This is a genomic window from uncultured Sneathiella sp. (genome assembly GCF_963976355.1).
GTDB lineage: Bacteria > Pseudomonadota > Alphaproteobacteria > Sneathiellales > Sneathiellaceae > Sneathiella.
Genome location: NZ_CAXBKA010000002.1, coordinates 279,039 through 302,130 on the forward strand (window position 1 = coordinate 279,039; position 23,092 = coordinate 302,130).

Consider the following 23,092-nt stretch of genomic DNA (forward strand, 5'->3'; position numbering starts at 1 on the left):
AACAACAACAGGAGCCCGGCCATGGATCGCTATACCCTTATCGGCGGCAACGCCTCCCCTTATTCCCTGAAAATGCGCGCCCATATGCATTACCGGCGGCTGCCCTATAACTGGATTCTCCGGACGGTAGAGAATGACCATATGCTGGAAGGATTGCGTCCGGTTCTGGTGCCGGTATTGAAACTGCCCGAGGACGGCAGCCTGCATCTCGACAGTACGCGGCTGATCTACATGCTGGAGGACCGGCATCCGGACGACCGCTCGGTCATTCCGGGTAATCCCGCCCATGCCTTCCTCGCCCATCTGGTGGAGGATATGGGCGATGAGTGGGTCACCAAGATGATGTTTCATTACCGCTGGGCCTACGCGCCGGATATTCATTATGCCTCCCGCTGGATCGCCGATGACCGCTCCCCCGGGGCAACAGAGGAAGAGCGGGAGAAATTCGCGAAATTTTTTACCGATCGGCAGATCGGGCGGATGCCGATTGTCGGCTGCACGCCGGAAAACGCCCCGATTATCGAGGCGGGATTCCATCATATCCTGACGCTGCTCGATACCGATGTCGGCCAGTATAAATATCTGTTCGGAACGCGGCCTTCCATCGCTGACTTCGGGCTTTATGGTCAGCTCCGGACGCTCTCCATCGATCCGACGCCGATGTCGATCATGCGCGAAGAGGCGCAGCGGGCGGAAAGCTGGCTCCGGCAGCTCGATGACGCCTCGGGCATTGAGGGGGACTGGTATGCCGCCCGAGACCTGCCGCCGATGACGCGGGGGTTGATCACCTATAGCGCGGAGGTTTATCTTCCGTTCCTTGCGGCCAATGCGGCGGCGATCGATAAAGGGGCCGAAACATTCTCCGTCGAACTTGAGGGCAAGCTCTATTCGCAGGGGGTCTTCACATATCAGGTGAAATGCCTGGATGAGTTGAAGAAACGCTATAAAGCTCTCCCCGAGGAGGCCAAAACCATTGTGGATGACCTGATCGGGGAGACGGGGGTTAAAATCCTGAGCTGATCTTTAAACCGAGAAGCCGCCAAGCTTGGTTTCAAGATACTCCATGATGCCTTCCCGGGCGCCTTCGCGGCCGAGACCGCTGTCCTTCATTCCGCCGAAGGGGGCGGCGGCGCTGGTCGGGTTGATATCATTGATGCCGATGATCCCGAAGCGAAGCCCTTCAAACATCCGCATTGCGCGGGAGATATCGCGGGTATAGACATAGGCGGCGAGGCCATATTCGGTATCGTTCGCCTTTTCCAGCACTTCCGCCTCGCTCTCGAAGCGGATGATCGGCGCGACGGGACCGAAAGTCTCCTCCCGATAGATCAGCATGTCTTCGGTGACATTGGCGAGCACCGTCGGCGCGTAGAAATATCCTTTGTCGAGATTGTTGGATTTGAGCGCCATCCCGCCGGTCACCAGCTCGGCGCCTTTACTGATCGCGTCCTGCACCTGCCGGTCGACCTTGTCGATGGCCGCCTGATTGACAAGCGGGCCGATGGCGACCCCGTCGTCAAACCCGCTGCCCGCCTTCATCTTGGAGACTCGCTCCTCGAAGGTCGCGACGAACTGATCGTAAGAGCCGTTCTGCACGAAAAAGCGGTTCGGGCTGATGCAGGCCTGCCCGGTATTGAGGAACTTGACGAGCGATCCACCCTTGGCCGCATGGGCCGGGTCCACATCCTCGAACACCACGAAGGGCGCATGGCCGCCAAGCTCCGCCGAGACGCGCTTCATATTGGCGCTCGCCTGACCCGCCAGCATCTTGCCGACATTGGTAGAGCCGGTGAAGGTGAGTTTGCGGACGGACGGGTGGCTGGTGAAGACCTCGCCGATGGGTTTTGGATCCGCTGCGGTCACCAGATTGACAACCCCCGGCGGAATGCCCGCCGCCTCGAAAATCTCGAACATGGCGACGGCGCAGAGTGGAGTGGCTTCGGCAGGCTTCAGGACAACCGTGCATCCGGCGGCGAGCGCCGGGCCGACTTTCCGCGTGATCATGGAGATCGGATAGTTCCAGGGTGTGACCGCCGCGACGACGCCGACGGGCTGATGCAGCACCATGAAACGCTGATCGGCGCGGGAGGAGGGAAGGATTTCGCCGTTCACCCGCTTCGCTTCCTCCGCATACCAGAGCAGGAAATCGGCGCCATATTGCACTTCGTTGCGGGCAGCTTTCAGCGGCTTGCCTTGTTCCTCGGTCATGGTGCGGGCGAGATCCTCTTTCCGCTCGATCATGATCTGATAGGCTTTGTAGAGATAGGCGCTGCGCTGATAGGCGGTGGTCTTCGACCAGTCGCGGAAAGCGGCATCCGCCGCCTCGATCGCGCGGGTGGCCTCGGCCGCGCCGCCATCGGCGACCTGCCGTATCACGTCGCCTGTCGCCGGGTTGGTCACCTCGAAGCTGTTGCCGTCGTCGGCGGCGATCCATTTTCCGTCTATATACATTCGTCTGAAACCTTTCGTGTCGGCGGGAAGTTCTTGTTGTTGCTTTTGCGCCAGTCTACTCATTTATCCGCGCCCGTAAAGCGGATCAGTCCGCCGCGTCTAAGGTCTGGCCCGCAAGCCGTGTCTGTTCCCGCTCCTTGATCATGCGGGAGGTGAGGCGGGAGCCGTCCTCGCTCCAGCCGGGCGGGCCGAACAGATACATACCGGCGGCTTTGAGGCTCTTTGCATGGATCAGGTCGGAAAAAATGCCAGCCCATTCATGAAAGGCGATGATAAGCGGATTGAAGCTCGCGATCTGCTTGACGATGCCATAACGGCAGGGCTCGGCCTTGTCCTCGGGCACGAAGCTGCCGAACAGCCTGTCCCAGATGATGAAGATACCGGCATAATTGGCATCCAGATAGCGCGGATTGATGGCGTGATGCACCCGGTGGTGCGAGGGGGTATTCATCACCGCCTCAACCGGTTTCCACATCCGGTCGATGGTTTCGGTGTGAATCCAGAACTGATAGACGAGGCTGATCCCCTTCTGGAAGACGATCAGAGCCAGCGGAAAGCCGATCAGCGAGAGCAGGAGCCAGGGAATCCAGGTGCCGATAATTCCGCCGGTCCAGGTCTGGCGCAGCGCCGTCGACAGATTGTAATATTGCGACGAATGGTGGTTCACATGCGCCGCCCACCAGATGCGGTGCTCATGGCTGAGGCGGTGGAACCAGTAATAGCAGAAATCCTCCGCGAACAGGATCAGGACGAAGGCCCACCATTGATAGCCGATATCGAACAGGCGGTATTGATAGACCCAAAGCGAGATGGCGGCGACAATCCCGAAATTCACGAGGCCGATGGCGAAATTGCCGAGCCCCATCAGCAGCGAGGCGGCGCTGTCACGCATCTCGTAATTGGATTTCTTCGGCGCATAGCGCCCGATCATCGCCTCGATCAGGATGAGCAGCACGAAGGCGGGGATGGCGAAAGTGACCGGATCAGGCAGCTGCATCCGTCTCTCCTTTCAGCAAAGTCTCGATTGCATCGGTGTCTGTTGCGGCTGGGCGGAATATAATAGGTGGAAAGGCAAAACCCTGCCGCGGGATTTTAAGGGCGCGCGCATTTGTATCCAATGCGCATTTTGACAGCTCCGCCGCCGCCAGCGATTGATAGACCAGCTTGTCGCCGAAGCCGCGCACCAGGCCGATGTCGCCGCCGTCGCGCCAGCGGATGAGGGCGTATCTTCCATCCTCGCTGATGACGGCGCGGGCAACCTCGCGCTCCGGTTCCTGAAATCGCAGGAAAGCGGGCAGGTCCTTGGCTGTGAGGCGCGCATCGCGCCGCCCCGCGACCAGCCGGATAAACAGGATCACGACCAGGACGGCGATGCCTGCGGCGGGCAGAAGGACCAGAGGATCGATGGCCATTGACGGACCCCTTGATTCGTTGTGTTTCCCGCTATTGATACAAAAAATCCGCCGCAAAGACAAAATTAGCCTTTTATGAGGATCGCAACGCCGCACTGTCCCTGCGTCAAGCGTCTCCATATATGTGTAAACCCGACGAATCTCAAAGGGTCTTTACCTGACGCCAGTGCAGTTTTATGCTGGCCGCAACGGTCTAACAAATAACTAACATGGGATGTAATTAATGCTGGGTCTTATACAGGATCGGCCGCTGCTGATTTCTTCTTTAATCGAATACTCCGGTCTCAATCACGGGGATGTGGAGATTGTCTCCCGCTCGGTCGAAGGGCCGATTCACCGCACCAACTACCGCAATGTGAACCTGCGCGCGAAAAAGCTGGCGCAGGCGCTCGGCAAACTCGGGGTGGAAATTGGCGACCGCATCGGCACAATTGCCTGGAACGGGTACCGCCATATGGAGATTTACTTCGGTGTTTCCGGCATGGGCGCTGTTTGCCACACGATCAATCCGCGCCTGTTCCCCGAACAGATCGCCTATATCGTCAACCATGCGGAAGACAAATATATCTTTGTCGACCTGACCTTCATTCCGCTGATCGAGGCGCTGAAGGATCACCTTAAAAACGTCAAGGGCTTCATCGTCATGACGGATCAGGAGCATATGCCCGAAAGCGAGCTGGACAACCTGCTCTGCTATGAAACCCTTCTGAGCGGCGAGAGCGGCGACTATGACTGGCCACAGTTCGACGAAATGACGGCGAGCTCGCTCTGCTATACCTCCGGCACGACTGGCAATCCGAAGGGCGTGCTCTATGCGAACCGCTCGACCGTGCTGCACAGCTTCTGCGTTTGCACCAATGACGGCCTTGGCATCTGCAACGGGGATTCCATTCTTGCGGTGGTGCCGATGTTCCATGCCAATGCCTGGGGCCTGCCATACGCGGCGGCCATGTGCGGCGCCAAGATGGTGCTGCCGGGCGCGGCCATGGATGGCGCGTCGCTCTATGAACTGATGGAGACTGAAAAGGTGACGGTATCCGCCGGCGTGCCGACCATCTGGATGATGCTGCTGGGGTATGTGAAAGAGAACAAGCTCAAATTCTCGACGATGAACCGGACTGTCATTGGCGGCTCGGCCGCGCCGCGCTCCATGATCGATACCTTTATCAAGGATTACGGGGTGAATGTGGTTCATGCCTGGGGCATGACCGAGACCAGCCCGATCGGTACGACAGGCAATCTTTTGAAGAAGCATGCCGAATTGCCGGAAAATGAGAAAATCGATATCCGGATCAAGCAAGGCCGTCTTGTCTATGGTGTGGAACTCAAGATCACCGACGACGACAACAAAGAGCTGCCGCGCGACGGGGTTGCCTTCGGGGATATCAAAGTTCGCGGACCCTGGATCACCAGCGGTTATTTCAAGGGAGAAGGCGGCAATGTCCTCGATGAAGGCGGCTGGTTCACCACCGGTGACGTCGGCACCATCGATCCGGACGGCTATATGCAGATCACCGACCGCTCCAAGGATGTGATCAAGTCAGGCGGGGAGTGGATTTCCTCCATCGATGTGGAGAATGAGGCAACCGGCTGCCCCGGCATCGTCGAGGCGGCGGTCATCGCCATTCCGCATCCGAAATGGGACGAGCGGCCGCTGGTTATCGCCGTCAAGGAGAAGGGCCACAGTGTCACGCGCGAGGATGTGATAAAGCATCTGGAAAGCACCCTCGCCAAATGGCAGCTGCCTGATGATGTGGTGTTCGTCGATGAACTGCCGCATACGGCGACCGGCAAGCTCCTCAAAACCAAGCTCCGCGAGGATTTCAAGGACTACAAACTGCCAACGGCGTAACCCCGCCGACTGTTGCAAAGCGAAAAGCCGGGCGAAAGTCCGGCTTTTTCGTACGATTCAAGGATGAAAAAATATTTGAACTAAATCGTATTGATTGTTTTTGTGGCGCATACTAGTATCCCGAAAAAATAGTTTAGGATGCTTTCTTATGTCACTTTTTCGGGTTTGTCCTCTTTTTGTCGTTTCCTCTTTTCTTGTTTTTCTATCCGCCTGCGCGCCGACCTTCACCGAAAGTAAGACGTCAAGTAGTGCTGGCGCGGTAAAGATCGCGGCTACCTCTGGAGAGGAAACACCGTCCCTTTCCGACATGCGGGACCGGAATGAAACGTTGTCAGAGGAACAACAGTCTGCAAAAACCGTGACCGAGGGGGACTTTGGCGCCGGCAATGAAATTCGGATCAAAATGTTGCCCGGATACGGCGCTCAACCATACTTATGCGACGGATCGAATAGCTGTGAGGCGGTGACGGTGATGTCAGCAACGCCAGAGAACGCGTCATTGCATAACCCGGACAATGGATCGAACAAGAGGGTCATTAACGTCATTGCGGATGTTGATCTCAGCGATGAAACACTCAAGCAGGTCGGCAAAAAGATTGAGGGCGGTACAGAAGGGAAGAAAATCCTGATCATGACGCCGGATGTTGAACTGAGCGTTCTTACGGCTGGCGGTCTTACGGAGCCAAATGCCCTTTGGACCTCCGCCGCGAAGGGCTATGTCACCGAATTTATGGCGCAGTATTTCACGGATCTGGGATATGGTGTGGCGGTTCACTCTGATGACGCACAGCTCGTACCGACGGAAACAGCGCAGGATCTTGTCGATCTGCATGAAGCGGTCGGAAAATCCATCTTCCTGTATCAGTACGAAACCTTCTTTCAGCTGCCGACAAAAAAGGATGGCAGCTTTAACTGGCAGTTGGGAAGAACCACGAAAGACCTGAAAAAGGCATATGGGGCGGATCTGGGCGTCTTTGTCTATTTGCGTGATTCCTATTCCAGCGGCTCACGCGTGGCCGCCCAGATTTTGGCCGCGGCCATTCTGGGCGTCGGCATTCAGGGTGGTCAACAGGTCGGGTTCATTTCTCTGGTTGATCTCGATACCGGAAATATACTCTGGTTTAACCGCCTGTTTTCAGGAGGCGGTGATTTACGCACGCTCGAGCCTGCCTTCAATGCAACGGATAATCTGCTGGAAGACATTCCTTTATGAGATTGAAGAAAGCCGCGGTCGGGTTGAGCTTACTGGTTTCAGCTTGTGCAAGCAGCGGCCAAATTGGTGACATCAAGCCCGGGGAAGAGCCTAAGCTGAATTCCGTGGAGGCAGGCCTCCGGATGAAGATGGATGAGGCCGAACGAAGCTTTGCGGCCAGCGCCTTGATCATCAAGGATCTCGAATTGCAGGGTTATCTTGAAGATATGGTTTGCCGTCTGGCTGAGGAAGTCTGCCCGGATATCCGGCTGTACATTGTTAAAATTCCTTATTTCAACGCCTCCATGGCACCGAATGGTGTCATGCAGGTCTGGACGGGGCTGATGCTGCGTATCGAAAACGAGGCGCAGCTGGCAACGGTTCTCGCTCATGAACTGGCTCACTACAAAAAACGCCATGCCGTTAAAAAGTGGAATTCCGCGCGAAATACAGGCGATTTTCTCGCCTTTTTCTCTATTGTGACAGGGGGGCTTGGCTATGGAGTTGTCGGCCTCGCTGCCGGATTGGGGGCCGCCGGATCGATACAGGCATATTCTCGAGATCTGGAAACCGAGGCCGATGAAATCGGTCAGGACTACCTGAATGACGCAGGTTATGATCCGGCGGAGGCCGCGAGGCTCTGGAAGAAGATAAAGGGCGAAGCCGATGCCGGGGATCGTGAGACAACGGCTATCTTTTTCGCCTCGCACCCACCGGCGGAAGACAGGGTCAGGAATCTCGAAGCCCGTGCTGAGGACTACCCGGAGCGGCCCCTGCAAATGCGCCGCGACGACAATGAGAGATTTCGTGCCGTGGTAGATACCCGATGGCAGGGCTGGGTTAAAGACCTCATCGACACTGGTTCCTATGAAGAGACGTTATTTGTTATTAATGGTCTTGAAGAGCGTAACTTCGATCCTGCGGTGCTCGCCTTCTATCGCGGAGATGTCTATCGGCGCAGAAGCGATGAAGGGGATCTGGATAAAGCGAAGGTTGCCTATCTCAAGGCTGCGGCCTCCGAGGAGGCGACTGCCAAAACATACAAGAATCTGGGTCTTGTCGCCAAGCGCCAGAAAGAAGATGGCAAAGCCATTGAATATTTTGAAATTTACCTCGCCCGCTATCCGCAAGCGTCGGATCGTTTTCTGGTCGAGTCCTACATCAAGCAATTGAGGGAATCATGAGATTTTTTATTATTATGATGTCGGCCCTGTTGGTCGCCAGCTGTGCCCCGACTTTCCAGTTGAAGCAGACCGGCCAAAGCTCCATGTGGAACAGCTATTCGGTGGCGACATCGGAAGATATCAATGAACTGAAGAACGACAAGGCGGTGATGTGGACGCAGGACGGACCTATTCTGGAGCGTGTTGAATTCTGGGCTCCGGTGCCGGATGGTGAAAAGCTGCCCCTTATCTTTACCCCTGGCAGTGAGGAGCGCGCAGGCACGTTCCGTTCGGACATGACACCGGAGGAAGTTGTTGAACTGGTCCGCAACGGTTTCTCTCTGACGGCTTCGACCCCCACTTTCATCGGTAACCTTCAACCGATGTCCTTCGGCGGGGCGCCGGGATATCTGATCGATGTGAACCTTTCTGCCAAAGATGGGTCCGATTTTATGGGAAATCTGCTGTTTGCGACAGTCGGTGGAAAGTTGATGACGGTGTTTTTTGTCGCCCGGGAAACTCATTATTATGAAACGCGGCGGCCCTATTTTGACAGGGTTGTAAACTCCATAAAACTGCCAGGTGCTGCTTAGGCCAAGGTAGTATCGTTTTCTGAAAGCCGGGCGTAAGTCCGGCTTTTTTCGTACGAAGGGAAACCTGGCTATTTAACTGGTGCGATCTCCAATTCCTGATACAGCGCCCCTTTCTTGTCCACAGCAAGGCCGCTGAGCATAAATCCATTGGCGAGATATTTCTGGAAGACATCAATATTGGCTTTACGAATTTCCTGCGTCTTCATTTTAACATCATAAATGCCATGCATATGAAACTGGTTATCTTTGAGTGACTCTCCCAAGGCCTGTCGGGCAATATGTGCCAACCCCATTGTGAAGCTTGTCTTTTCCAAATTGTCGCCGGTTCCACAGAATATCGGTATATTTGCATTGATGCCGACATCAAGAGATGTGGCAAATGGCATCCGGTATTTCTCCCGCACCTCTGCAGGAATAACATCAATAATGCTCTGACCCACCATTTTCCAGGCCTCGGTAGCGGGAATATTGCAATAGATTAGGAGGGAGTCGCCGCGTCCGAAATCGCATGCCTGTCTGACCTTCAACGCTTTCACAAATTTCTGGTTTATGAGCAAATCCATCATATTCTTAAGTGTAGGGCTCACCCAAAAATCAATTGGAGATTGCTTAAGGTGAATTGCAATCCTGCCAAGTGTCGGCTGTCCGCGGGCCTTTTTGTATGGACGTGGTGACGAAATCCTAAAATAGGCATTGCCGTCAATAAAATCCTGACCACTGATTGGAGAAAAGGCTTTTTTATCATAAATGGCAACATCATTATAAACTGAAATTTTGTTTTGCAGGGCAAAATATAATATGCCGTAGACATTCAAATCGTCTCTGCCAAAGTAGGTGCTATTTTCATTTTTTATCAGAGGGTATGATTTGCATTTATATTTTTCATATACATTTATTACTTCTCTTTTTATCAAATCCACCGAATATTCTGAGCTATCATTTGTTATAATTTTCTTATTTTTTATTTCTATGTCATAGTCGACGCTTGGCTGAAAAAGCTCCAGAAACGAACCGTAAAGATCGAAATCTGTGGTAAAAATTTCGGCTTTGTTTTGTGTATAGATTTCAAAAATAATGTCATAAATTCTGGCGGCGTTTTCCTGAAATGAGCTGTACTTCGTGAAATCTGAAGAGCTTGCGAATGTATTTTCCTTATATTCCTCTTCGTTTTCGTCATTTTCGTTATGCTTGTCTGACATTGTCTGGGTTCCCTTCCAATACGCATATCCGGAATGGGACGGCCGAGGGCGTCCTTTTGTGAGGGGATTCACGAGAGTAAAAGCGTGATCGCGTCCGGCTTTTTTGTGTTCGGGAGATAAAGCCATTGTATTGACCGGCAAAAACAATAACTGTGGCTAGAAGAAAACAGGACAGGGAGCACATCATGTCGACACTGAACAAGCAATATCGCCTCAAAGCGCGGCCCGTTGGCGTGCCGAAGGACAGCGACTGGGATTTCACCACGGAACCGCTGCCGGAGATTGGCGAGGATGAGGTGCTGGTAAAAATCCATTACTGCTCCCTCGATCCGGCGATGCGGGGCTGGATGAACGAAGGCCGCTCCTACATTCCGCCGGTGAAGATCGGCGAGGTGATGCGCGCCGGGACGGTGGGGGAGGTCATTGCCTCCAACAGCGACAGCCTGAAGGTCGGTGATTTCGTGAGCGGCACCCTCGGCATCCAGCAATATGCAAAGGCGAAGACGAAGGACCTGACAAAAGTCGATCCTGAACTTGCCCCGATCGAGACCTATCTCGGTGGTCTCGGTATGCCGGGTCTGACGGCCTATTTCGGCCTCTTGGATGTCGGCGCGGTGAAGGAGGGCGATACGGTGCTGGTTTCCGGCGCGGCCGGGGCCGTCGGCTCCCTCGTGGGGCAGATCGCCAAGATCAAGGGCGCGCGGGCCGTCGGCATCGCGGGCGGTGCGGATAAATGCGCCTATGTCGTTGATGAACTCGGCTTCGATGCCTGCCTTGACTACAAATCGGAGAGCTTCCTTCAGGATCTGAAGGAGCCGCTGAAAACCGGTGTCGATGTCTATTTCGACAATGTCGGCGGGGAAATCCTGGATATCGCGCTTGCCCGCATCAACCGCCATGCCCGCATCGTCATCTGCGGCGCGATCTCGCAATATAACAACACCACGGCCATGCGCGGGCCGCAGAACTATATCAACCTGCTGGTTCATCACGCGCGGATGGAAGGCTTCGTCGTTTTCGACTATCTTTCGCGCTATGGCGAAGGGGTGAAGGAACTGGCGACATGGTACAGCCAGGGCAAGCTCAAATTCCGCACCCAGGTCGAGACGGGTATCGAGAATTTCCCCGACGTGCTGCTCAAGCTCTTTTCAGGCGCGAATACAGGAAAACTGGTCCTGAAGGTGATTGAAGACTGATCTCAAACGCAAATTTTCCCTGAAATGCGGGGCGTCGCCAATTTACGGCGGCGCCTTTTCTCTGTACTCTATAGACTTCACCGCAAAAGAAGGGAAAAGGCGTTCATGGAGTCGCTTGAGATATTGTTGATTTTTGTCTCTTTTCTCTTTCTCTTAGGCTGTCTCCTGACCCCCGTTGCCGAGCGTCTCGGCGCTCCGTTTCTCCTTCTCTTTCTGTTTGTCGGCATGTTGATGGGCGAAAACGGGATTGGCGGGGTCAAGTTCGATGATTTTTCCCTCGCTTACGAAGTCGGTTCCATCGCGCTGGCGCTGGTGCTCTTCTCCGGCGGATTGGATACGACCCGCGAAACCTTTCGAAAGGCGGCCGCACCGGCCATCGTGCTGGCGATTTTTGGCGTGTTGGCGACGGCCGGGATTGTCGGCGGTCTTATCTATCTGCTGTTCGATCTTCCGCTGGAGGTGTGTCTGCTGCTGGGGGCGGTGGTCGGCTCCACCGATGCGGCGGCGACCTTCCTGCTGCTGCGTCAGCGCAATATCCAGCTCAAAGACGATCTGGGCGAGACCCTGATGGTGGAGGCGGGGATCAATGACCCCATGGCCATCTTCCTGACCATTACCATGGTGGCGATTGTCGATAACGAACTGCCGCTTGATATGGCGACCTTCATCTCCTTTCTGCCGGAGCTGGGACGACAGCTCGGCTTCGGGCTGGTTGCGGGCATTATTGGCGGCTTCCTGACGGCCTTTCTCATCAACCGGGTACGGATGCCGGTCAGCCTGTTCGCGCCTTTCGCCATGGCTTCGGCGCTCCTGCTCTTCAACCTGACCTCGATCATGGGCGGCAGCGGGTTTCTGGCGGTGTTCATCGCCGGGGCGCTGTTGCGTGACCGCATGACCCATCAGACGGAGCGGGTGCGCCAGTTCCATGATGGTATTTCCTGGATCAGCCAGATCGTGCTGTTCTTGATCCTCGGGCTCTTGGTGACGCCGAAGGAACTGGTGGCGCAGATTCCGCTCGGTCTCGGCATCGCCGCGGTGCTGATCTTCATCGCCCGCCCGGTGGCGGCAAGCCTCTCCCTCGCGCCGTTCCGGATCGGCTGGCGGCAGCAGGCGTTCATCGGCTGGGTGGGTTTGCGCGGGGCGGTGCCGATCTTTCTCGCCATCATACCGGTGATCAGTCCGGGGCCGCTCAGTTCCGGCTTTTTCGATGTGGTCTTCGTCGTCGTGATCGTCTCGCTCATCTTGCAGGGCTGGACGATCTCGCTGGTCGCCCGGTGGCTCGGGCTCATCGCCGAGCCGGAGGGCGGGGCGGAGCTTCCCTTCGAGAAAGCCAAGGATTGATTTTTCACGAAAAAGCCCCTATTTAGGCCCGTGCCCGTCGCGCAGGATATCTGCCCGCGGGCAACAATTTTCAAACTTCGCAGCGGGACGCCCGTGCGGGGATCAGGATATATCAATGACGATGCTGGAAGAACGGGTTGCCAACCGGCGGACCTTCGCGATTATCGCCCATCCGGACGCGGGCAAGACGACGCTGACCGAGAAGCTGCTGCTGTTCGGCGGCGCCATTCAGCTTGCCGGTGCCGTCAAGACGCGCGGGGAACAGCGGCGCGCCCGCTCCGACTGGATGAAGGTGGAGCGCGAGCGCGGCATTTCCGTTGCCTCCTCGGTCATGACCTTCGATTACCGCGAGAAGACGTTCAACCTGCTCGACACGCCGGGCCATGAGGATTTCAGCGAGGATACCTACCGCACGCTGACCGCGGTCGACAGCGCCGTCATGGTGCTGGATGGCGCCAAGGGTATCGAGAGCCAGACCCGGAAATTGTTCGAGGTCTGCCGCCTGCGCGATATGCCGATTACCACCTTTATCAACAAGTTCGACCGCGAGGCGCTGGATCCGTTCGATTTGCTGGACGATATCGAGCAGACGCTGGCGCTGGATGTGGTGCCTGCGAGCTGGCCGATCGGTATGGGCCGCAACTTCCTCGGCTGCTACGACCTGTTCAATGACCGGCTGGTGCTCGTCTCGAAAGGCAAGGAAAATCACCTCGATGAGGGCGTGACCTGCAACGGGCTCGATGATCCGAAGCTCGATGAACTGCTGCCCGCCGCCGAGGTTGCGAAGCTCCGCGAGGATATCGAGATGGTGCGCGGCCTCTGTCCCGAGTTCGATGTGAAGGCGTTTCTGGAAGGGACCATGACCCCGGTCTATTTCGGCAGCGCGATCAATAACTTCGGTGTCGAGACGCTGCTGAACGGGCTGACCGAAATGGCGCCGAGCCCGCGCTTTGCCCCGTCAGCTGCGCGCGATATCTCGCCGCTGGAAGGGAAGGTGAGCGGGTTTATCTTCAAGATCCAGGCGAATATGGACCCCAAGCATCGCGACCGTATCGCCTTCATGCGGCTGGTGTCCGGTCATTTCAAGCGCGGCGCCAAGTTGAAACATGTGCGCAGTGACAAGATCCTGAATATCCATAATCCGGTGCTGTTCCTCGCGCAGGACCGGGAACTGGCGGAAGAGGCCTGGCCCGGCGATATTATCGGCATTCCCAACCATGGCAACCTGCGCATCGGCGACGCCCTGACGGAGGGAGAAGAAATCCGCTTCACCGGCATTCCGAGCTTTGCGCCGGAACTCCTTCAAAAAGTGCGGCCCGTCGATCCGATGCGGGCCAAGCATCTGGGACGTGCGCTGATTCAGCTCGCTGAGGAGGGGGCCGCGAGAACCTTCAAGACCCGCATGGGGTCGGACTGGGTTGTCGGCGTCGTCGGCGGCCTCCAGTTCGAGGTGCTGGCCGATCGTATCCGCACGGAATACGACATTCCCGTCAATTTCCAGCAGACGGAGCTTTACACGGCGCGCTGGGTGGAATGCGAGGATACGCGGGAGCTGAAAAAATTCACCGACGCCAATCAGGCCTCGCTCGCCGAAGATCATGATGATGCGCCGGTCTTCCTCGCGCGCAACAGCTGGCATCTGGAACGGGCGGAGAAGGACTGGCCGAAGATCAAATTCCTGAAAACAAAAGAACAATCATCCTAGGAAGAGGAGGAACCCCATGCCTTCATTCGATATTGTCTCGAAAACCGATATGGCGGAAGTCGACAACGCGCTGAACAACATCCGCCGCGAGATCGAAACCCGCTATGATTTCAAGGGCAGCAACTGCAAGCTGGACCGCGCCGAGCAGGCGATTACCATCCATGCCGATGACGATCTGAAGCTCAAGCAGATGCATGAGCTGCTGGCAACCCACCTGACGCGGCGCAAGATCGATGCCGGGGTGCTTGACTACCAGACGCCGGAAAAATCAGCCGGGCAAAGCGTGCGGCAGGTGGTGGTCGTCCGCCAGGGGATTGACAAGGAGCTCGCGAAAAAGCTGGTGAAGGAGATCAAGGGCTCGAAGATCAAGGTGCAGGTCGCCATTCAGGGCGATGAGCTTCGCGTGACCGGAAAAAAACGCGACGACCTTCAGGAGACCATTGCCTTCTGCAAGGGCCTGAAACAGGAGCTGCCGCTGCAATATGTGAATTTCCGCGACTAGCGGGCTTTACTCCGGGCCGAAATGCCGCATCTCGATCTTCGGCGGGCCATTCTCGCCGATTTGCATGACGAACAGATCGCCGTAGTTGTTGGGCGGATGTCCGCGCCCGCCGAGCAGGCCGTAGACCGTCTGCAGGTTGTCCGTATTGCCGACCCAAATCACCGTTTTGCCGGGGTTTTCCTCGACCAGCCGTTTGGCGACGTCGCTCACCTCGATCACCCGAAGCTCGATGCCGCGCTCCGCAATCAGCGGCGCGACGGTATCGAGGTTGCGCTTCTTGTCGGGGCTGTAGATGACGTTGATATCGAGATCGGCGACGGCGGCAGGCAACGCCTTCGCACGGGCGACGCCCTTCTCGTTGAGGTCACTCTGGAACGGCGCACGATCGGCATGACGGAGCAGAATGACCGTCGTTGTCGTGCCGGGCGGGGAATGCACCACCGTGCAGGCCGCCAATAGAAAAATGCCTGTGAAAGCCGCGATCATGCCGCGGATTTTCCCCCTCCAATCCATCTCGTCCTCCTGCCGAAACTGTTCCCTGGCAAGCCTAGCCAATTTCACCGCCCCTTGGCAAATAGTCTTCATTCAATGTTTGGTGGCGATGGGAGAACAGGTTGACTAAGGACGCCTTCTTTGGTGATTTTGAGATTATTGAATTCGAAAAGCCCTCCGAGAAAGCCAGAGAATATTTGAATTTGACTATCAAGCTTCGAAATATCGTTATCTAAAAGCATTAAGTAAGCCTGTCGACCCAATACTCCTATTCCGTCAGTAAAACTCTCATTTACGACTTTGGCGCTGTCATTCGGATCGAAATAACTGATTTCTATATTTGCATTTATTCCGAGATCGAGAGGTGTGGAAAACGGAATTCTGTATTCGCTTCTGCAATCCTCCGGAATAATTTTTGTGATGATGTGTCTGACGTCGTGCCAAGCTTCCTCCGGCGCAATTGCCGTGTAGAGGAGGATACTGTCGCCGCGGTCGAAAATATCTGTTTTCCGGATCTTGATTGCCAGTATCGAGGGCGTGTTCATCAACGATCCTACGAGTTCTGAGGCAATATCGGATTGCCAGAATTCTTTTGGTAGCATCGAGAGATGAACGACAATCCGCCCGACCTTCCTAGTTAGCAGCCGTTCGCGGTAGGTGCGGGGCGAGGAAATGGAAAAATATATATTTCCGTATGAAAATTCCAAAGTCGAGAAGGTGTCTTTTTTTACCAGTTCCGCGAAGGCCGCTTTATTGTATATTTTGAAAACGTCGTCGTGATATTGAATGTCCGCATAAAGTAATCCGCTTATTTCTGTATCGTATAGTTTGTTTTTCTGGATTTTGGCGGTTTCATCGTTTCCGTATTTCGAAACTATTTTGGCGACAGCCTGGCGGATAATTTCTGCTGATTCTATATCGCTGTGAGCGATCTTCCCCGGCTGGAAGAGCGGGTAGAAATCAGGGTATATTTTGTATCCACTTTCCCGAAAGTCATCGGGTTTGCGGCGGTAAATCTGATCCAGATAGCCAAATATTTTTTCGGCATCCGCCAGAAATTTTTCTGAGTCGTGGAATGGAATATAGGCGTCTTGTTTTATTTGCCGATTGGCAATGACGACAACATCTTCTTTTTTATCGTCGTTCGGCTCATTGTTGGAATCGTTCGGGTTGTCCGACATGGGTATCTCCGGCGTTTTTGGTTGATACCCCATGACGCCGGAAGATGTAGTTTGTGATAGGCGGCGGTTCTAACCGATGCCAGTGAAGAATGACTCCCGCCGCCGTATTTATTTCTTGCCAAGTCGCTCCGGTTGGCTGAGCATGCCGTCTTTCGTAACAATCAATTTGTTTTTGTTGAATATTGCCGCGAGTATGCCCTGAAATATGGAGAGCCTGTCATCAAGATAATGGGGGGCCGTATTCATGGCCATCATGTAAGCCCACCGGCTCATTATCCCCAGTCCTTCTGTAAAGGAGCATATTTTAACTGCGCTGATATTGGGCACAAATAAATCAATCGGTATGTTCGCAACTATTCCTTTTTCGAGAGATGTTGCGAAGGGCAAGGTGTAGTCCGTCCGGCAATTCGCCGGGATAATTTTAGTGACGATTTTCCCGATCTGCTTCCAGGTTTCTTCATAGTCAATTGCCGAATATATAACAATGCTGTCGGCCTTGTTGAAATTTTTCGTATCGCGGACCTTGAATTGGAATATGAAGGGAAATTTTTGCAATTCTTTGACCAGGTTGAGCGCCATTTCCGATTGCCAGAATGTTTCCGGCGATATGGAAAGATGGATGACGATACGGGACGTTTCAGTGATACTCTTATATTCTTCCAAGCTGCGCGGCGTGGTGATGGAAAAGCAGATGTTCGCATTTTCAAGATCTGAATAACTTCCTTCAATATCCATATGTTTGTTGAATTCTTTCACGCCTAAAAAGTTACTGCTGGCGGTCGGGAGCTGAATTCCTACATGTAAAAATCCCGATACTTTCTTGTTTTCTAAGTTATTCCATAGCGTAGCCTGGTTGTCGGGATTTTGTTGTAAAAGCAGAATTTTTGAAATGGCTTTCTGGATTTGCTGTTTAACAGACGCCTGGTTCGGTAGAGCTTTTCCCGGATGGAATGAATTAAGAAAAAAAGTATAAAAGTCAAAATTATCTGAGGCAAAATCGGTTTTGTTTGATTTATATATTTCATCAACATAGCCAAATATCAGCTCGGAGTTGCGCAGAAAATGTACGGATTCAAGAGGACGGCTATTCTCAAAGAAATTCGGTGCTGGGTCATTCTTGTCTTTTTTGGGACCAGCGATGTCTGAATAATCATCCTTTTTCTCTTCGTCATTTGGATCGTTCTGGTTGCTGGAATCATTCGGGTTGTCTGACATGGGTATCTCCGACATTTTTGAGTTGATACTCAATAACGTCGGCAGATGGGCTTTGTGACAGGCGCGTGCGCAAAGACAGGGAGATCCCGAGCGGGCCATGTCCCCGCGGAAAGATTTTGGCGTATAGCCTTGGAGGTTTTTATTTCAGGCTGTACAGGCTTTTTTCATTTGCCGGGCCATCGGCGCCGACTTCCCCTGTCGTGACCATATGCAGGATATGCGCGAAAACGGACCGTGCCGCCGCCGGATGCAGGTTTGCCGGCACATCGGTGTACATTTTCTTGACCATCTCGGGAATATGCATGGGGCCGGATTTGAGGCAGTCGCGGATCTGGTCCATGCGGTCATGGCGATGGGCGATCAGGGCCTCGACAAAGGGCTTTGTTTCGGTGATTGCCGGGCCGTGGGTCGGCCAGTAGGTCTCATAATCAAAATGAAGTAACTTCTCCAGGCTCTTCATATAGCTGCTCATATCGCCGTCGGGCGGCGAGACGACCGTCGTCGACCAGCCCATGACATGATCGCCGGTGAAAAGGGTGTTTTCCTCCCGCAAGCCGAAGCAGACATGGTTGGAGAGATGCCCCGGCGTATGGATGACATCGACGGTCCAGCCATTGCCGAGGATGACATCGTTATCCTCCAGCGCGACATCGGGGACGAAATCTATATCGCCGCCTTCTTCCAGCCCGGTGCCCATCTTGCCACCGCCATGCGGGCCGAAGCCATATGTTTTCGCGCCGGTCAGCTGCTTCAGTGGCTCGGCCGCGGGGGAGTGATCGCGATGGGTATGGGTGATCAGGATATGGGTGACCATCTCGCCTTTCAGCGCCGCCATCAGCGCCCCGACATGTGCCCCGTCGAGCGGGCCCGGGTCGATGACCGCAACTTCCCCCTTGCCGATGATATAGGTGCCGGTGCCGTGAAAGGTAAAGGCGCTCGGGTTCTGGGCGATCACCCGGCGGACCATCGGGCTCAGCTCCTCCGATACGCCATATTCAAATTCCAAGTCTCTTTTAAACGGGACTTTTACTGCCATGATCCTGCTTTCCGGTTTTTGGCAATTGTAACGAATAGAACCGGAGCGGCAACAGGAATGTTATTTATGGACCTATCGCACCGGATTTGCCGGAAAACATCGATCAAAACTTCCCTGCGGCAATTCCGGAGCAGGAAATTACCGCAGGTAACGCGAAAAGCGGAGTATTTCGTTTATAGAGAAATGACTCCGCTTCTTCTGACGATTTTACTTATTCTTCTTACCTTTTGAATCAGGGCCGTCATCGTCCTGCTCATCATCATTATCGGTCTTACCTTGTGCATCTTCCATGTCGCGAATGGATTTCTGGGCAAACCGGCGTCTATCGTGAATTTCCGCCGGAGTTAATCGACGACGCAAGCCTGCTGGGTCGATTCTGCTGCCTGTTGCCTGTCCCTGGCCCGGCGTTGGAGGTTCGAATTCCGCCTTTTCGTCGTCCTTGCCATCATCATTGTCGTCATCATCATTGTGATCGGCCTTATCATCCTCTTTACCATCGCTGTTATAACCAGACTTTTCATCATCCTCGTTTTCTTCGCTGCTATCGCTGTCCCCGGTGAGTCTGCGGATATCGATACTTATTTCGTATTCGGAGTCAGTTTCGTTGTGGTGTACCGGAAGCAATGTATTGATGGTGGACCAGAAATGATCCGGTACGATAAATTGGATCAGTATCCGGATCAGTTCTTCATGCAAAGGTGAATTTTGCAGAATTAGATCGGCAAGCTCCCGGATGTTTAAGGCAACTGCAAAAAATTGCGCCGGGTTGGTGTTTAGGAGTTCTATCGTTAAACTAACGTTCGCTGACCGCGGCGCGACCTGATCAATAAGATCTTGCCATACTTTTTCGGCGTCTGCGCCCGACAAATTCGGTGCATCCGGAAAAGCAAAGCTTCGTAGAAACTTGTCTTGATGTTTATCCATTTTGACAGTTCCGGCAAGTCCGCGGACAATAATTTTTCCGCCAATGGAAGAGGTTTTCAGAGATGTGTGGCGGAGTATGGACTCAAGAAGAGCAAAACCAAGCATTCCGATTACCGTTGTTGCTAGATAGGTAATCATGAACGGAGTTAATTCGTCCGCGTGTATAAAAAAATTCGAACCGGTTAGTAAGAAGAATCCGGGAATGACGAAAAGGAAAAAGAAAATCATCAAGTCGATTGTAAGTCGTCTTGATTCGTATCCTGTGGCTGCGGTGATAGCGTCGTCGAGATTACCGCCGATCTCTATAAGGGTGCGGGCGGGGACGTTCAGGATATATGACATCAAACGTGGAGCCAGATAGTCGGCAAGGGCGACGGCATGTTCATGGACAAATCTTTCCCTGATCGCGGTCTCGCGGATTTGCCGGTTCCCGGCACTGAAGTTTTCCCGATAACGCCGATAGCTTTCTTCAAGTCGGGCGTCAACGAAAGCCCTGCCGGCACGGCTGACAAATCGGGTGATATAATATTTGGTGATTTTCCTGCTCGATCGCATCAACGCAGCGCGTTCGATGAAGTTGCCGTTCTCATCTAGAATTCGGGTGTCTTCCGAGTTATCGTAAAGCAAGGTCAGGACTTCGGCCATTATGTCGTCAAATAGGGACATGGTTTTCTCCAATAAATTGAATAATAAATCAGAGCATGCCGTTCCTGAATTCCCGCAATATGTATCGTCAGATAAATTGCGATATACAGGTTTTCAGCGGAGAGAATGGGTAATATGAGATGCTGGTTCTCTGGCACGCTCGAAAATTTGACGGCGGCTCAACTGCTTTTGTGAACAGTTGTTTTTCTTGTTTATGGCTCTTCTTCGTGCGGTCGCGAGCAATCCTCCGGTCAGGCGCCGGATCGAGCAGGCCGTTTTGGAAACAGGGATGTTATTTACCGTCTTCGGTCAGCTTTTATTCTGACGGCGGATAGCTTTGCTTGAGCGGTACTTCAGGTGCGCGCTCCACCAGCTGCAGGCGGGTGACGAAGGCACTGGCGGATCCATCCAGAAGGCGGCCGATCTGCGTCAGTTCTGCTTCTGACTCGCTGATGAGACGGAAGGTGCCGCTGGCGGCGATGCCGGGGAAGCTGCTGTCATTCGGATGATCCTCTTCCACATAGTGATAGAAATTTTCGGCCTCATGCACCATGACCGCATATTCGACGACATTTATTTTCGCGTCGACATTCCACCAATGGATTTTGACGGTGAACACGCCCGTGTTGTCGCCAAGAAACTCAATATAGATATTCTTGCCCGTCTTGACACTGGTCTTGCCGTGGCGATCGATTGTCGTTCTGTCATGGGCGTCAGAGGCCAGCCAGATAGTCCCGACAAGGTCGCTGGGCTCCAAAAGATTGGCGGCCGCCGCGGACCGTGGCTGGGCAAGCAAAATCAGGGTGAGCAGGAGACTGACTGTCAGGAAAAGAGAGACGGAGGAGGTTTTGCGGAAATGATAGGTCATCACTGGATACTCGATAGCAATGAGATGGGTACAATCATAGTCTAAATGCTTTGCATCTATAGCAATTAATAGTTCAAAAATAAACAACTATTATCTGCTGATTTTCGGCGCGAAAGGGAACTTTTACGCCTCCCGCAACCGGGACAGGATAAATTTTTCCGCCTCTGCAAAGTCGGCGGTCGTCGTGTTTTCAAATCGGAGGTTCTTGAGGGTGGCGACGGCGCTGCTGAGTTTGGTGATGTCCTTGTAGCGCTCGTTGCTGGTGACGATGGCGGTGCAGATGTTCTTGACCCCGGCCTCGAGAAACAGTTCGCACAAGCGCAGCATGACCGGATAGGACATCGTATCCTCATGGCCGTCCCGGTTATCGACAAGGGCAAAATAATCCTTCGACTTGCTGATATCCAGTGTCGCCCGGTAGACCGGCAGTCGTTCTTCCAGGCCAATCGGTCCTGTTATTTTGATTCGATGAAGAAACTGGCCGGAAAACCCGCTGGTTTCCCAGTCAATATTGGGGGTGGTCCCGGATGAGACGATACATCCGTTCAAACGATCGTTCCGCAAAATTAACAAACTTACTTTTCTTTATCAATAAACCAGAATATTTCGAGGGAGACAAACTTTAATTAGCTTTTTATGAATTTGCTTCTAGCGACGCATCCGGTTTGTATTTCCGCTAAAATTTCAGTCATATTTGACGAAATTTTTCATCCGGCTCAGGATAAACTCCTCCGCTGCCTCGAAATCCGGGGTGGACATGGCATCGACTTCGATATTCTTCGTTGCCGCGATGGCCTTGATCAGCTTGATCATATTGTCATAGGACGGATCGTGGGTCACAACCGCATAGAAAAACCGCTTGATCCCCCGTTCGACAAGGGTATCGCCGAAATAGGACATGTCGGCCATGGAGAGAAGATTCTCCTTGCCCAGCCGGTTATCCAGAATACAGAAATAATTTTCAGATTTCGTCAGATTGAGGGTCGCCTCATACACCGGAGCACGGTCATCCCGATCCAGCAGGCTGCCGGGAGTGACTAAATGTAAATATTCGCCGCCGGATTCTTTCGTTTCATATTTTATATTTGTAAATGAACCCGACGCTACCTTACGCCACTTCATAAAAAACCTCGTTGCGCTTGATAATACCGGATTCCCGAGAGTGAAGGGCGGTATGTATATTTCCAAACTGTAATATTTATAATGTATGAGTTCAAGTATTAACCAAAAAAACTGCTCCGTTGACCGCCGCCCGTGCCAACGGGGCGCTTTACGGATCGGGCGTGACTTGATAGGCTGTTTGTCGCGTCTTTTCGGGCGCCGGGGGTTGTTAACATCGTGGATCGGAGGGATGGAATGTCTATCACGCGGAGGATACGGATCCTGCTGGTCCTGCTATGCAGTTTTGTCCTGTTTGCGTCCTTTCCCGCGCAGGCAGCTGAGCAAGACAGCGATTACGATATTGCGATCGATCTCGCCACCATGCTGCAATCCGCCCGTTCGGTCATCGGGGAAAATCAGGAGCTGATCAATGATCCCGCCATTGGCGACAAGGGGCTCACCGGGGCTGTCGTCCAGGCGCGCGCGATCGAGAAATTTACGAAGGCGAAAGGCGGAGAGGCGCCGGACCTCTCGTCCGATACCCTCAAAAGCCGGCTGCTCCGGGCGCAGGTAGAGGCCATCCATCAGGTGGTGGAAGAGAATCAGGATACCATCAATCAGCCCGATATCGGCTTCAAGGGTTTTGTGCCCGCGGTTTTCGCCCGTCTCGTGAATGAGGAATTCCAGCGCAATATGGGAGAGGAGGCCGAGGTCAAGGTCACGGCCCCGCCGGAGTTGATCCGCAACCGCAAGGCGCGCCCTGACGACTGGGAAGTCAAGGCGATCCGCAATGATCTCTCGGCCCCGGGCTGGGAAAAGGGCGCGGTCTTCTCGGCCGAGGCGGAGAAGGACGGTCGTCCGGCGTTCCGCGTTCTGGTGCCGGAATATTACGGGGAGGGGTGTCTCTCCTGCCATGGCTCGCCTAAGGGCGAGCTGGATGTGACCGGTTACCCCAAAGAGGGAGGCAAGGTCGGCGATCTCGGTGGTGTCATCAGTGTGACTCTCTATCAAAAATAACGCTGCC

Annotated in this window: 22 protein-coding genes; 10 read left to right on the plus strand and 12 right to left on the minus strand. The window is 53.9% G+C overall.

Features of this window, described 5'->3' with window-relative positions; genetic code table 11:
* Positions 1-21: 21 nt before the first annotated feature.
* The gene (locus AAC599_RS05070) at positions 22-1,020 is read left to right on the plus strand and encodes a glutathione S-transferase N-terminal domain-containing protein (protein WP_340149321.1); all 999 of its coding nucleotides are present in this window, start codon (positions 22-24) and stop codon (positions 1,018-1,020) included.
* A gap of 3 nt (positions 1,021-1,023) precedes the next feature.
* Here AAC599_RS05070 and AAC599_RS05075 read toward each other — a convergent pair whose 3' ends face one another.
* From AAC599_RS05075 to AAC599_RS05085, 3 genes are read right to left on the minus strand one after another with little or no spacing between them, the layout of a single operon-like run.
* A complete protein-coding gene (locus AAC599_RS05075) occupies positions 1,024-2,514 on the minus strand; it encodes an NAD-dependent succinate-semialdehyde dehydrogenase (protein WP_340149322.1) in 1,491 nt (496 codons plus the stop codon).
* 22 nt (positions 2,515-2,536) lie between these two features.
* The gene (locus tag AAC599_RS05080; protein ID WP_340149323.1) at positions 2,537-3,448 is read right to left on the minus strand and encodes a sterol desaturase family protein; all 912 of its coding nucleotides are present in this window, start codon (positions 3,446-3,448) and stop codon (positions 2,537-2,539) included.
* Positions 3,435-3,863, minus strand: coding sequence for a hypothetical protein (locus tag AAC599_RS05085; protein ID WP_340149324.1), 429 nt, complete (start codon positions 3,861-3,863; stop codon positions 3,435-3,437). Before AAC599_RS05085 ends, AAC599_RS05080 begins: the two co-directional genes overlap by 14 nt.
* Positions 3,864-4,086: 223 nt before the next feature.
* Between AAC599_RS05085 and AAC599_RS05090 the strand changes: the two genes are divergently transcribed.
* The 4 genes from AAC599_RS05090 (at position 4,087) to AAC599_RS05105 (ending at position 8,663) form a co-directional block, all read left to right on the plus strand.
* The gene (locus AAC599_RS05090) at positions 4,087-5,715 is read left to right on the plus strand and encodes a 3-(methylthio)propionyl-CoA ligase (RefSeq protein WP_340149325.1); all 1,629 of its coding nucleotides are present in this window, start codon (positions 4,087-4,089) and stop codon (positions 5,713-5,715) included.
* A gap of 148 nt (positions 5,716-5,863) precedes the next feature.
* Positions 5,864-6,928 carry a hypothetical protein gene (locus tag AAC599_RS05095; protein ID WP_340149326.1) on the plus strand — a complete coding sequence of 355 codons (1,065 nt, stop codon included), beginning with the start codon at positions 5,864-5,866 and terminating at the stop codon, positions 6,926-6,928.
* Positions 6,925-8,091, plus strand: coding sequence for a M48 family metalloprotease (locus AAC599_RS05100; RefSeq protein ID WP_340149327.1), 1,167 nt, complete (start codon positions 6,925-6,927; stop codon positions 8,089-8,091). The genes AAC599_RS05095 and AAC599_RS05100 overlap by 4 nt, the downstream gene beginning before the upstream one ends.
* On the plus strand, positions 8,088-8,663 hold the full coding sequence (locus AAC599_RS05105) for a hypothetical protein (RefSeq protein ID WP_340149328.1): 576 nt from the start codon (positions 8,088-8,090) through the stop codon (positions 8,661-8,663). Before AAC599_RS05100 ends, AAC599_RS05105 begins: the two co-directional genes overlap by 4 nt.
* A 68-nt stretch (positions 8,664-8,731) precedes the next feature.
* On the opposite strand, the gene AAC599_RS05110 is transcribed toward AAC599_RS05105, so the two are convergent.
* On the minus strand, positions 8,732-9,862 hold the full coding sequence (locus AAC599_RS05110; RefSeq protein WP_340149329.1) for a hypothetical protein: 1,131 nt from the start codon (positions 9,860-9,862) through the stop codon (positions 8,732-8,734).
* Between the two features lie 185 nt (positions 9,863-10,047).
* Between AAC599_RS05110 and AAC599_RS05115 the strand changes: the two genes are divergently transcribed.
* From AAC599_RS05115 to AAC599_RS05130, 4 genes are all read left to right on the plus strand, one after another.
* Positions 10,048-11,058, plus strand: coding sequence for an NADP-dependent oxidoreductase (locus AAC599_RS05115; RefSeq protein ID WP_340149330.1), 1,011 nt, complete (start codon positions 10,048-10,050; stop codon positions 11,056-11,058).
* Positions 11,059-11,163: 105 nt separating this feature from the next.
* Positions 11,164-12,399 carry a potassium/proton antiporter gene (locus AAC599_RS05120; protein WP_340149331.1) on the plus strand — a complete coding sequence of 412 codons (1,236 nt, stop codon included), beginning with the start codon at positions 11,164-11,166 and terminating at the stop codon, positions 12,397-12,399.
* A 115-nt stretch (positions 12,400-12,514) separates the two neighbouring features.
* The gene (locus AAC599_RS05125) at positions 12,515-14,104 is read left to right on the plus strand and encodes a peptide chain release factor 3 (RefSeq protein WP_340149332.1); all 1,590 of its coding nucleotides are present in this window, start codon (positions 12,515-12,517) and stop codon (positions 14,102-14,104) included.
* A 16-nt stretch (positions 14,105-14,120) separates the two neighbouring features.
* Positions 14,121-14,606 carry a YajQ family cyclic di-GMP-binding protein gene (locus AAC599_RS05130; RefSeq protein WP_340149333.1) on the plus strand — a complete coding sequence of 162 codons (486 nt, stop codon included), beginning with the start codon at positions 14,121-14,123 and terminating at the stop codon, positions 14,604-14,606.
* Between the two features lie 6 nt (positions 14,607-14,612).
* On the opposite strand, the gene AAC599_RS05135 is transcribed toward AAC599_RS05130, so the two are convergent.
* The 8 genes from AAC599_RS05135 to AAC599_RS05170 form a co-directional block, all read right to left on the minus strand.
* Positions 14,613-15,119, minus strand: coding sequence for a histidine phosphatase family protein (locus tag AAC599_RS05135; RefSeq protein ID WP_340149334.1), 507 nt, complete (start codon positions 15,117-15,119; stop codon positions 14,613-14,615).
* Positions 15,120-15,187: 68 nt separating this feature from the next.
* Positions 15,188-16,279 (minus strand): hypothetical protein, encoded by a 1,092-nt coding sequence (locus AAC599_RS05140; protein ID WP_340149335.1) that lies wholly within the window; start codon positions 16,277-16,279, stop codon positions 15,188-15,190.
* A 108-nt stretch (positions 16,280-16,387) separates the two neighbouring features.
* Entirely contained in the window at positions 16,388-17,494 is a 1,107-nt protein-coding gene (locus tag AAC599_RS05145) for a hypothetical protein (protein WP_340149336.1), read from the minus strand.
* A 139-nt stretch (positions 17,495-17,633) separates the two neighbouring features.
* On the minus strand, positions 17,634-18,530 hold the full coding sequence (locus tag AAC599_RS05150; RefSeq protein WP_340149337.1) for an MBL fold metallo-hydrolase: 897 nt from the start codon (positions 18,528-18,530) through the stop codon (positions 17,634-17,636).
* A gap of 207 nt (positions 18,531-18,737) precedes the next feature.
* Complete coding sequence (locus AAC599_RS05155; RefSeq protein WP_340149338.1) at positions 18,738-20,120, minus strand: hypothetical protein; 1,383 nt, start codon at positions 20,118-20,120, stop codon at positions 18,738-18,740.
* A gap of 295 nt (positions 20,121-20,415) precedes the next feature.
* A complete protein-coding gene (locus AAC599_RS05160; RefSeq protein WP_340149339.1) occupies positions 20,416-20,967 on the minus strand; it encodes a hypothetical protein in 552 nt (183 codons plus the stop codon).
* Positions 20,968-21,090: 123 nt separating this feature from the next.
* Positions 21,091-21,540, minus strand: coding sequence for a hypothetical protein (locus tag AAC599_RS05165; RefSeq protein WP_340149340.1), 450 nt, complete (start codon positions 21,538-21,540; stop codon positions 21,091-21,093).
* Positions 21,541-21,651: 111 nt separating this feature from the next.
* Complete coding sequence (locus AAC599_RS05170; RefSeq protein ID WP_340149341.1) at positions 21,652-22,089, minus strand: hypothetical protein; 438 nt, start codon at positions 22,087-22,089, stop codon at positions 21,652-21,654.
* Positions 22,090-22,323: 234 nt separating this feature from the next.
* On the opposite strand from AAC599_RS05170, the gene AAC599_RS05175 reads away from it, so the two are divergent.
* Positions 22,324-23,085, plus strand: a complete 762-nt coding sequence (locus tag AAC599_RS05175) for a DUF3365 domain-containing protein (RefSeq protein WP_340149342.1) — start codon at positions 22,324-22,326, stop codon at positions 23,083-23,085.
* Positions 23,086-23,092 lie beyond the last annotated feature (7 nt).